This window comes from Enterobacter cloacae complex sp. 342H5, from assembly GCF_050030905.1.
In the GTDB taxonomy this organism is placed as follows: domain Bacteria; phylum Pseudomonadota; class Gammaproteobacteria; order Enterobacterales; family Enterobacteriaceae; genus Enterobacter; species Enterobacter intestinihominis.
In genome coordinates this window covers 2,450,070-2,461,483 of sequence record NZ_JBLGVB010000001.1, presented here as the reverse complement: position 1 = coordinate 2,461,483, position 11,414 = coordinate 2,450,070, and the positions used below count along the sequence as shown (strand labels likewise).

Here is an 11,414-nt window from a genome sequence, read left to right as displayed (position 1 = left end):
GAAAAAGATGACTACAAAATTAGCCGTTTTAGGTGACAGGACGAGTAATGGGAAAATAATTTCTGCAACTGCGAATTATTTTAGTGATGGAAAACAGGTGGCACAAAATAATGACAAAGCCATCTGTACTGTCTGTAAGGGAACATTTCCCATCCTGGCCACTGCAATTGGTATCGTCAGTAATGGCATACTTCTGGTACAGGATCAGGACCGTGTGCTTTGTCTATGTCCCGGCCATAAAGTGATCGCAGGCTCTAATTTTTTCACTGGCTAAATAAGAATTTTTTATTTACAGGCTTAATTAAAAAAAGGATGTGAATATGGCATGCCAGGGGTTATGCACAACGAAAGGCCTGACAGTACTGCCCGTGCGCTATGCTGTTGTGCCAGAAAATATTAATGCCAGTTTACCGGGATGGGCGAATGATCCGCACATCACAGGGGTAACGCTCGCCAGTAATGAAAAGTACACACTCCGCGCGCTTCGCCAGGGCTACCTTTACGTTTTTTATGAAAAAGGAAAACATGGCATCAATTACTGGCAGTGCTACAGCGTTGCGCCAGACGGCTCACTGTGGCTGCAACAGGTGGCGTCTAATCCTGTACCGGTGGATAAAGCGCTGTGCGAAACGGGCGAGCATATCGCGCAAAACGTCGAGTTCATGAGCATTGAATCCCCGGATAAGTGCGGCAATGTGTGGTTTGCGTTCAGTCAGTATCCGTGGGAGCAGGAAACGCTCGATCGGTATCGCATCAGGCCAGAAGAGCGCAGTGAGAGAATGCAGAAAGTGATGCCTTCGGTGGCGGGAGCTCAGCGCACAAAAACAGGGACCGACGTTAACGGGGTAAGCCTGAATCAGGTACTGGACTATCAGGTGCCTTCTGTTTCTGGTCTTCTGCCTGGTCCGGATGAGGCGAAAGTGGTAAACATCAGCCGTGCATCGTCACTCTGGGATCCGACAGTGGATGATCCCTGGCGGGTCAATAATGATGTGGTGAAACTGCAGTCCAGTCTGTATCCGTGGGCAAAAAACCGCAGTGGCATGGCAGCCGCGACGGTCACGGCCATGGAAAACCGAAGTGAGGGGATGACGCCGTTGCTGCTTCCACTCTGGGATCCGGTGGGGATTGTTCATGAGCTTAACGGCTGGAGCCAGGATGTGCTGGGGCGCCAGGCGCAGTTCCTGCAGGAGCGTGAGCTTGAGTTCGCCACCAAAACAAACCTCGATGCAGTCAGAACGCTGCTGGAAAGCAATGCCGAATCTCTGGAGGACGCGATGCGGAGACGAAGAACTGATGGTCCCATGCTGACAGACGAATATCTGGATTCGCGTCTGCAGGCGCTTGAGAAAAGGTATCAGGGTAAGCCTGATGTGCTGGCACAAATCAGGGCTGATGACAGGTTAGTGAGAAATTGGCATGCGCAGAACGTGACGGCATCATACCCGGAGAGTGTGCTGATGAGTCCACCCGAACCGCTGGCTGCTCACCAGCGACGGGTTGCCGCGATACAGGCTCAGGTCGATAAGGAACTGGCGTTAAATCTGCCTGAACCCTCGCAGGATTTCAGTGGAGTCCGGGCCCGGAGCTGGGCTCCCTATCAGAAAAAGCTCAACGCAACCCGACAGGCGAACTTTGATACCTGCTACACGAGCCTGGTTGATTCGGTTAATGCTATCTTCCAGAAGCGTATCGTCAGCGTGGTGAACTGGCTCAGTGCACCGGTACTGCTGGCAACGCTGGATGATTTCCACTGCGAGGCACAGCGGGCAGGGCTGTTCTACCAGTCAGCGGTGGGGATGTCCATGCACGGGATCAACAGCTGTCCGGCAGGGGCGGCAAAGATAGACGGCTGGTGGAATGAGTACAGCACTAAAAATCGCGGGAATCTGCTGTGGCGGCATGTGGCGGCCAATAACCCGCAGCTAATCAGTGAGCTGGAGCCGTATCTGGCGACGGTGAAAGGGAAAAAGGACGAGGACGTGACGCCTCTGACGGCGACCGCCATGACGGCAGCCCTGATGCAGCAGGTCAGCAATATGAAAAAGCTGGAGGGGTATTACCAGAAATCGATGAACAGTGTCGTGAAGGGGCTGAGGGAAAATGCCAGCAAACTGGAAGTACAGCTCTTCAACACGGATGCGTTTATCGTCACGGTGGGAGACAGGGTAAGCCGAATTCTGCGGGTGGATAAGGCAGGCGAGAAGCTGGCGACCACGGCGTTCAGGCTGATATTTATGATAAGGGCGGGAATACCTTCAGAAAAAGTTCACTCGGTAGTGAATGCGTATCTGAAAGATGCCCCGGTGTTACGTCAGACGGTGCTGGCAGGTATACGGCGCAGCGGACGTTTTATGGCGAGCGGGAATGAAGTCGCCGAGATTAAACAGAGAATGAGCAGCAGGCTGGAAGAGCACTTTGCATCAGAAAAGGGCAAGGCCGAATATCGGCTGGCGGGAATAAACAGTCTGTTGCTGGTGCTGAATGCGATGGATTTTATCTACCTGTGCGGACAGGTATGGGATGAGAAGAAGCCGCTGGCGAGCCTGCTGGCCAGCGGGCTGGCGATGGTGAGTCAGGGGACGTCGGTTATTTTGCCGGCAATAGAAAAAGGTCTGGAAGCGCGTGAGCTTACGGTGGCCTGGGTCAAGGGGGTTGGGGCGGCAGCGGGTGGAACTGCGTCTTTAATTTCGGTGTTTGCTGATGGTGCAAGTACTTACGAAGAGTTGCAAAGCAATCGTTTTTTACTTTCCTCTGTATTGCTTATTAAAACAACAGTTGATGTCCTGGCAGTCACAAAATCAGTCGGTCTTCTGCTGGAACAGTTTAGTCAACCGATAGTTAAAAAAGTAGCTGGGAAAATTACAGGTTTTTTGGCTTGGGAAATTTTAGGGATCCGAATACTTGCAGTACTGATGACCTGGGAAGTGATGGTAGCGATAACTTTGTTACAGGTGGTTGTGACCTGGATATCGGACGATGAGCTTCAGATATGGTGCAGGAAATGTGTATTTGGAACAGCACCGTTCAACCGCAGTGTGGCAGACCAGAATAAAGCCTTGGAAGGGGCGATAAAGGATATTTCATGAATTCAAAAGAGCAGCATCAGATATGCTCCCGTTTTGTTGAGCCAGAAAAATTAGCAGACCTGCGTACAAAGCGAGAGATTGAGATGATGAACGGCAGGCCGTGGACACGTGAGCTTCCGCCGCCGCCGGTATTGCCGCCTTATGGTCCTCTGGAGAAAATATCAGGGAAACTGCAGTCTTTCCGTAGCGAATATCTTCGGGAGTATTTTGATGCAGTTGCCTACCGGACCAGCACGTTGCCGGAGATATCAGATGGCCAGCGCGGAGCTGCCGCCGCTGCAGCGATAGTTGCAGGGAGCCCGGGTGTCGGGGCTGTAATGATGGCTGAAAGCGAGTCTTCGAATGATTCGGCGGAATATGTGCAGGGGATGATTAATGGCCAGCCGTTTCGCGGCTGGGTGGGTGTCACCCGGCTTCAGACTGGCGATGATGTGGACATGATTGTTGAGTGGCAGCATGACCATTATGAGGTCTATGCCATTGCGTTACCGGAAGAGCGGATAGTGTCAGTATGTCCGAAATGTGATATGGGGCATATTGCGCATATGCTGTGGCGCATTAAAAATATGTTCATTCTAATCACCATATTGATGGTGGCTTTTGTTTCTGTATGTGTATTTATCTCTATCTCAAAAGGAAATCCAAATGGTGTCTCTTTATTTGAGAGGTTTTATCTTTTCCTGGTAATGGCTTTTGTGGTGTCCTCTGTAATTTCGGGGTTGATTGCATTCTTTGCATATAAAGCCTGTGCGCCAACACGCTGCAAACTGGCGGAGGAGATATTTCAGTTGCTGGGGATGAGAAGAGTTGCAACAATCAATCTCAATAAAATAACAAAAAAACGTGAGCAACAACTAAAAGATAATGGGAAGTGGTATGAGCCGGGTGATAAAAGTAAACCTGCCTGTCCCAGTGGGAAATTCATTTATTCAGATGAAGGCTGGTTTTACTACTAGACAGAAAAAGACAGTGTTATTTTGGTTACCCCCGACAGGAAACAAGGTAAGCCAGCATGCCCAAGTTTGAAATTTACCTATTCAGGAGAAAATTGTTATCGCTACTGAGAGGGGGAGCGGCTAAATATGAATAAGATAATGATGTTTTATGAAAATCATAAATACAAATTAATTGAAATGTGTTTCTAATATTATTCTGGCAGGGTTGATTATGGATGATAAATTTTTTAACGATATACATGAAGAAATTACCAATGCTGCTTTTGGGAAAAATGGGAAATGTTTTCTGCTGATAGATGCATCTTTAGAACAGTATCATTCAGAACTTTTTTTGCCCGGTATTCTTAGAGAATATAAATCTTATCCTGTTACATTCCGCCAGGAAGAACTTCAGGGGGCTTTACCACTTTACCTTTTCCCTCTTAGTGCCTCCAGCGAGAGAGATGGTCAATTGTTTAAGAATAGTATTTACCATTCATTGAATGAGTTGAAAATAGAAAAACTTGAGTCCGGGGAAGGGCGCAGCGTCTGTGCGTGGATTTCGACGGATTTAACTGGGGAGCAGCTTGCTGAACAGGTCGCTTTGTCCGCCGTACAGTCGATTCAATCAGTTGGTAATATATTACTTCGCTATTACGACCCATCAGTATTTGGTTTGTTAATGAATACGCTAGATAAATGGCAAAAACAACAGCTATTAAGCAATATTAATACATGGTCTTATATTGATGGAGGCGGAATAGCTCAGGTGGTGAATGGTGATGGTAAATGCAAAAAAAAATTAAACTACTCACTTGGATTAACAGAGCAAAATGCATTAGAAATGGGCCGAATTTTAGTTGTTAATTATATTTTGCGAGCATATCGGAAAATGAGAATGCCGCATAAATTTAGTGAGCGTGATGTTATGGGATTATTGCATCCTGCGCTGGATTATTATTATTCAACTTTCTCAACATCCGATAAGGATGTTATTGATTTTGGGCTTGATGTGTTGAGCGCGCAGCGGCTATTTTATCAGGATGAGGTATTTAAGAAGATCTTATTTAGTAATCGCAGTAAAGACCTTCAGTCATACTCAGATATTAAATCCATAATTGACAGTATGGCATGTTAAGAAGTTTTTTCTCTTAAAGAAAATGTGCTGTTAATAATGATGGAGAATGATATGAATTGGCCTGTGCAAATAATCCCTCCAGTCGATAAGATTCCTGGAATTAAATGGAGTAAATGGTTTTTTTCTTTCATAAGTATTTTGTTGATTGTGGTGGTTAGTTGGGTTGGGGCTAAAATTATTTTGCCTGCTGAAGATGATGAGCTTTTGAAATTGCTTACCCTGTTGTTTTTTTCGGTGCCCCTAGCTTTTTCTGTCATAATTTCCGTTAGAATCTATTACCATGGTTTGTGTTTGTCGGCATTCGAAGCAAGAGAGCGCGAAGCAGCATTGGTCAGGAAAGACTGGACTGAATGGGCAAGTAAAAAGTTTTATGTTTCCGCTTATAAACTATTTCTCCCTTCTGCAATATCGCAAACCGATATAGCAATGTCTCATTCGGTTGAAATATATAATAACCAGCGATTGAAACTACGGGGCCATAACGATGATTTATATACTGAAGAACAACTGATTTACGAACTGTTGTCGTCTGTCAGAACAAGGCTGTTACGGTTGAGTGAATCATGTATATTTGATGTTATATTTACCTATGATAGTAATTATATTACTTTCTCAATATTTCAAGAGTGTTGGGCTGCGATCGGGTTTGATGAAAATTGCTTGCGTAATTATTACTGTTGGAGTAGAGCATTAGGACAGGGATTTGATACATTATCCAACATCTCAAAAAATCGGGTGTCAATAATAATATCTGCAAACATTGAAACTTTTGTAAAATACCCCCCTGACTCAACAGAGTTCGCTTCAATATTGCTGGTGACTCATCGAGAACAACTCCCTGAAAAAAACAATAATGGTGTGGCTTTGCGACCAATGGTATGCAACAAAAATCTCACCAAACAAGAGGTCATCCACATGATGACTTACCAGTCAGATATTCTTAAAACGACAAGAGTACTTTTTAGCAATATGAGTGCAGAGGAAGCTTCAGAAGTTTCGGAGATATTAAGACTCTCATCTTTATCTATGAATGTTGAATGGGAGTGTGAGATAATGCATTTAAATTTGATGCTGGGTAATTTAAATGAGCACCATTTTTGGTTGGTGTTTACTCTGGCGCTTTTCATATCAGAAAAAAATAATGAGCCGGTTTTAATGGTCACTGGCGTTGGTGATGAATACCTTTTAAATGTCATTAAGCCATTTGATAATCGCAAGGAGCATTAAATTGAACACCTCGGCAAAATGGAGAGTGATTGGCCTTGTATCCTGTCTCATTATCTTTGGTGTGCTGACTTTTATAGGATGTTACTACTATGGGGATATCTTTGGATGGGTATCCTCAAAAGAAAAAGTGAGCCTTTGGTTCTTATGCATGTTTTTAATTTCTGTGTTCCTGATGTTGATGAACTTCGGTGTGTGGTTCCATCAAAAAGAGTATCGCTTTCAGCATATCGCGGGAGGGAAGTCCGTCACAGCTAATGTTCTTAATAACTATAAAAAGTCCAGTAAAAAGGATCCTGTAAAAGCTCATTTACGCCGACGCTATAGCTTCTTGTGGCAAAACAAGATCCGCCTGCTGTTGATCACCGGCGATGAAGCCGCGATTGAGCAACTGGTACCCGGCCTGCAACAGCAGCAGTGGCTTGAAGGCAACCGCACCGTGCTGATTTATGGCGGCAGCCTGGCATCGGAGCCTGACCGCGAAAAATACACAGCGCTGCGTAAACTACGCCGCGGGCGCCCGCTGGACGGGATTGTCCGTGTACTGCCTGAGTCACTTAATCTGACCCCACAAATCAGTGACAACGATTTACGCGGCCTGGAAAAAATCAGCGAACTGCTGCGTTATTCCGCTCCGGTCTGGCTGTGGCAACTGTGCAGCAGTCACTGGTCGCAGGGTACGCGTCCTGAGCAGGCGGTAGGCGCAAGCTTTCCACCACGCGCAAAAGAAGATGATGTAATCCGCCAGCTGGAACTGATGCTGCCGGCCCTGCGGGCGCAGGGGATGAGTCAGGTCGCGGAAAACAGCAGCCACGACTTCCTGCTGCGCCTGAGCCAGCACCTGAACGACGGTGCTATTGCCCGCTGGGCTCAGCAGTTGCAGCCATGGTTCTTTGTTTCTCAGCAGCGCGTCCCGCTGCGTGGTCTGATGTTCAGCCTGTCGGAGAAGAAACCTGCCGGAATGTCAGCGGGGACAGCCGATGCTGAGAATTATGGATCACAGCGTCATGCCCTGACTCTGCCAGCAACCTGGCAGGGTATTGTTGACGACTGCACCCGCGTACGTGGCCGTCGTGTCGGTATGCCGTGGGAACGAGCGCTGGCCTGGGCACTGATGGCCATCATCAGTGTCTGGGGGGGAGGGATGCTGCTGTCGTTTGCGGTCAACCGCTCACAAATAGTTTCTGTTGCACAGCAGGCTCATGCTCTGGTGGAGCACCCTTCTGTATCGGATTACCAGCTGACGGCCCTGCATGCTTTGCGTAATGATGCCGGTCGCCTGCTGCACCATATTCAGGACGGCGCGCCATGGTATCAGCGCTTTGGTCTTAACCATGATCAGCAGTTGCTTGACGCATTGCTGCCCTGGTACGGGGTGGCGAACAACCGTCTGATACGTGATCCGGCAAATGAAGCGCTTAAGCAGAAGCTCATTGCGCTGGTCAATTCGGCACCCAACAGCGACCAGCGGACACAGATGGCGAAACCAGGTTATGACCAGCTGAAAGCCTGGCTGATGATGTCCCGTCCGGATAAAGCTGATGGTGCATTCTACGCGCAAACCATGAAAACTGTGCAGCCGACGCGTTTAGGTATCTCAGCTGGCCTGTGGCAAAGCCTGTCACCGGATTTGTGGGCCTTCTACATCACCGAACTGCCAGCGCAGCCACAGTGGAAAATCACGCCGGATGCGCAACTGGTCAGCCAGAGCCGCCAGGTGTTGTTGCAGCAGATAGGACGGCGCAACGCGGAAAGTACGCTGTACGAGAACATGCTCAAATCCGTACGTCGTAACTTTGCCGATGTGTCTCTGGAGGACATGACTGGCGGTACCGATGCCCGTCGCCTGTTTACCACCGATGAGGTGGTGCCGGGCATGTTCACCCGTCAGGCCTGGGAGGGAGGGATTCAGCAGGCCATTGAGAAAGCGGCAAACTCCCGCCGCGATGAAATCGACTGGGTACTGAGCGACAGCCGGAAAACCGTTTCCTCAGACCTGTCGCCGGAAGCACTGAAAGCACGTCTGACGGAACGCTACTTCACCGACTTTGCCGGTAGCTGGCTGAGCTTCCTCAACAGCCTGCAACTTAATCCGGCAAACAATATTGCAGACGTCACCGACCAGCTGACGCTGATGAGTGATGTTCGTCAGTCACCGCTGATTGCCCTGATGAACACCCTCGCCTGGCAGGGGCAGACCGGCCAGAAGAGTGAAGGCCTGTCGGACTCCATCATCAAATCGGCTAAAGACCTGGTAGGCGGGAAGGACAAACCGGTAATTGACCAGTCAGCCTCAGGCCCGCAGGGCCCACTGGATGAAACCTTTGGACCGTTGCTGACACTTATGGGTAAAAACAAAGGCAGCAACGTTATGTCGGCTGACAATTCACTGAGCCTGCAAACGTATCTTACCCGTATCACCCGTGTGCGTCTGCGTCTGCAACAGGTCGCCAGCGCCTCTGACCCTCAGGAAATGATGCAGAGCCTGGCGCAGACCGTATTCCAGGGCAAAAGCGTGGACCTGACCGACACCCAGCAGTACGGCAGCCTGATTGCTGCAAGCCTGGGCGAAGAGTGGAGTGGTTTTGGCAGCACCATGTTTGTGCAGCCGCTGACCCAGGCCTGGGAAACTGTGCTTCAGCCATCGGCAGCGAGCCTGAATGACAAATGGAGTCGTTCCGTGGTGGCGAACTGGCATACGGCATTTGACGGACGTTTCCCATTTGCTGTCAGCAAGAGTGATTCCTCTCTGCCAATGCTGGCTGAGTTTGTGCGTAAGGACAGCGGACGCATTGAGCGCTTCCTGACCACGGAACTCGGCGGTGTGCTGCATAAGGAGGGCAGCCAGTGGGTACGGGATAAGGTCAACAGCCAGGGACTGAACTTTAACCCAGCCTTCCTGCGGGCGATTAATCAGCTCAGCCAGCTATCGGATATCTTGTTTACCGACGGCAGTCAGGGCATCAGCTTTGAACTACAGGCGCGTCCGGTACCGCAGGTGGTAGAAACGCAACTAACTATTGATGGACAAAAGCTACACTACTTCAACCAGATGGCAGACTGGCAGAGCTTCCGCTGGCCTGGTGACACCTACAAGCCCGGAACCATGCTGACATGGACCACCGTCAATGCGGGTGCACGTCTGTTTGGTGATTACAGCGGAACCTGGGGCTTTATTCGCTGGCTGGATGAGAGTAAACGAGAGCAGCTTGACCGCAGTCAGTGGATGATGAGTTTTACCGCCCCGGATGGTCGTACCCTACAGTGGGTACTGCGTTCACAACTGGGCAGTGGGCCGCTGGCGTTACTGGCACTGCGGGGCTTCACGCTGCCAGATCAAATATTTAGCGTAGATAGCGCGGCTATGGCGCAGGCGCTGATGACCAATACAGAAAACAGTGACATGGACGGAGTCGAATAATGGACGCTTTGCAGAATCTGGTTGTTGCCTGCCAGGCAGATGAAACCCTGCTGCGACAGCAGGCGCAGTCACATTCCGAAAGCTGGCAGCGCTGGCTTACCCCGATCAGTGAGAACAGTCCTACAGGAGAAGACCCGGGTTATGACGATGATTTCCAGCGTATCCGGGAGGAGGTCAATAAACTTTCCAGTATTGATACCGGGCTGATTTGCCAGCTGGCTGAAAAGGTGTTGAACACTGTGGCCAAAGATGTCCGGGTTGCTACTTACTATTGTTGGGCGCGCTTGCACCAGGACGGTGAAACCGGGTTTGCTGAAGGGCTTGAGCTACTTGCGGGATTACTAACGCGCTATGGAAAGCAGCTTCACCCACAGCGAGAGCGAAGCCGTAAACCAGCACTGGAGTGGCTCGCAGGCTCTCGTCTGCTTGACAGCCTGTTACTATGGCCAGAAGTGGTACGCGACGATGCCCAGCGTACGACCGGTGCGTTGCTTCTCATCCGAGACAGTCTTGAAACTGAGCCTGAAGCGTCACGTCCAGATCTGAATGCCCTGTACAGCGCGCTGGGTTCCCGCCTGATGAAAGCCGGTGGCGTGGATGCGGTAATACCCCAGAACGCCAGCAGTAAAACACGCGCGCAGTGGGCATCTCACGCGGCAGAACAGGACGCGCCAGTGCTGAGCCACATCACGTCAGGTCAGGATTTGCTGGCTCAGGCCCGAACCCTGACGGGATATCTACGTGAGCAACCCGATGGCTGGCTTGCCGCACACCGACTGATGAAAAGTCTGCGTCACGACACGCTGAGAGCGATCCCGGCACCGGATGCCGAAGGGAAAACGCGCATCGAACCGCCGCGGGCTGACCAGCGGGCAATGCTCAAACGGCTGTATTTGCAACAGAGCTGGCTGGAGATACTGGAACAAGCGGACAGCACTTTCTCGCGTGGCGCCAATCATCTCTGGCTGGATTTGCAGTGGTACATCCATCAGGCCCTGATTAAATCAGACCAGGATGTGCTGGCCGATATCATTATCGCTGACCTGAAAGGGCTGCTGCGGCGCCTTCCCGGACTTGAAACGCTGGCCTTCAATGACGGCACACCCTTTGCTGATGAGGTCACGCTGAACTGGATAAACCAGAGCGTGCAGGACGAGATGTCCAACTGGCGGGATGAGCCTGTCAATGCCTTGAGTGAAACTGGCAACGATATTCTGGCCCTTGAACCGGAAGCTTTGGAGAAAGCTGACACGGATGGTCTGGATGCCACACTCCACTGGCTGCAAACGCGCCCGGGCACCGACACCACAAAAGACAAATGGTTGGTGCGTCTGCTGATGGCACGTGTGGCGGAGCAGAAGGGTAAGAATGAGCTGGCTCTGCATCTGCTGGGTGAGCTTGACGGTGCAGCACAGGCCATCACCCTCACGCAATGGACGCCAGCATTGTTGTTTGAAGTGAAATCGCGCCGCCTCAGGCTGCTGCGCATGAAAGCCGCCCGCAGCGAAACCGATAAGTCACGGCTTCAGCCAGAGATGGACCAGCTTCTGGCGGGCCTGATTGCGCTTGACCCGGCAGGCTGTGCGGTGCTTTGCGGGTAAAGCGAC

Annotated in this window: 7 protein-coding genes; all 7 read left to right on the top strand. The window is 50.3% G+C overall.

Going from position 1 to position 11,414, the window contains the following annotated elements; all coding sequences use genetic code 11:
• The first annotated feature begins 7 nt into the window (after positions 1-7).
• Positions 8-274 carry a PAAR domain-containing protein gene (locus tag ACQG03_RS11820; protein ID WP_022648278.1) on the top strand — a complete coding sequence of 89 codons (267 nt, stop codon included), beginning with the start codon at positions 8-10 and terminating at the stop codon, positions 272-274.
• 46 nt (positions 275-320) lie between these two features.
• A complete protein-coding gene (locus ACQG03_RS11815) occupies positions 321-3,089 on the top strand; it encodes a T6SS effector BTH_I2691 family protein (protein ID WP_063162990.1) in 2,769 nt (922 codons plus the stop codon).
• Positions 3,086-4,045 carry a putative type VI secretion system effector gene (locus ACQG03_RS11810; RefSeq protein WP_063162991.1) on the top strand — a complete coding sequence of 320 codons (960 nt, stop codon included), beginning with the start codon at positions 3,086-3,088 and terminating at the stop codon, positions 4,043-4,045. The genes ACQG03_RS11815 and ACQG03_RS11810 overlap by 4 nt, the downstream gene beginning before the upstream one ends.
• A gap of 211 nt (positions 4,046-4,256) precedes the next feature.
• The gene (locus ACQG03_RS11805; RefSeq protein ID WP_063162992.1) at positions 4,257-5,162 is read left to right on the top strand and encodes a DUF4123 domain-containing protein; all 906 of its coding nucleotides are present in this window, start codon (positions 4,257-4,259) and stop codon (positions 5,160-5,162) included.
• Positions 5,163-5,198: 36 nt separating this feature from the next.
• On the top strand, positions 5,199-6,389 hold the full coding sequence (locus tag ACQG03_RS11800) for a hypothetical protein (RefSeq protein ID WP_088445544.1): 1,191 nt from the start codon (positions 5,199-5,201) through the stop codon (positions 6,387-6,389).
• Positions 6,352-9,807 carry an ImcF-related family protein gene (locus ACQG03_RS11795; protein ID WP_400168885.1) on the top strand — a complete coding sequence of 1,152 codons (3,456 nt, stop codon included), beginning with the start codon at positions 6,352-6,354 and terminating at the stop codon, positions 9,805-9,807. Before ACQG03_RS11800 ends, ACQG03_RS11795 begins: the two co-directional genes overlap by 38 nt.
• The gene (gene tssA / locus ACQG03_RS11790) at positions 9,807-11,408 is read left to right on the top strand and encodes a type VI secretion system protein TssA (protein WP_063162994.1); all 1,602 of its coding nucleotides are present in this window, start codon (positions 9,807-9,809) and stop codon (positions 11,406-11,408) included. Before ACQG03_RS11795 ends, tssA begins: the two co-directional genes overlap by 1 nt.
• Positions 11,409-11,414 lie beyond the last annotated feature (6 nt).

What these genes read in the sequence shown, in the direction of transcription:
- ACQG03_RS11795 (WP_400168885.1), top strand. Translation starts at nt 6,352, where the DNA reads ATGTCATTAAGCCATTTGATAATCGCAAGGAGCATTAAATTGAACACC.
- ACQG03_RS11820 (WP_022648278.1), top strand. Translation starts at nt 8, where the DNA reads ATGACTACAAAATTAGCCGTTTTAGGTGACAGGACGAGTAATGGGAAA.
- ACQG03_RS11810 (WP_063162991.1), top strand. Translation starts at nt 3,086, where the DNA reads ATGAATTCAAAAGAGCAGCATCAGATATGCTCCCGTTTTGTTGAGCCA.
- ACQG03_RS11800 (WP_088445544.1), top strand. Translation starts at nt 5,199, where the DNA reads ATGATGGAGAATGATATGAATTGGCCTGTGCAAATAATCCCTCCAGTC.
- ACQG03_RS11815 (WP_063162990.1), top strand. Translation starts at nt 321, where the DNA reads ATGGCATGCCAGGGGTTATGCACAACGAAAGGCCTGACAGTACTGCCC.
- ACQG03_RS11805 (WP_063162992.1), top strand. Translation starts at nt 4,257, where the DNA reads ATGGATGATAAATTTTTTAACGATATACATGAAGAAATTACCAATGCT.
- tssA (WP_063162994.1), top strand. Translation starts at nt 9,807, where the DNA reads ATGGACGCTTTGCAGAATCTGGTTGTTGCCTGCCAGGCAGATGAAACC.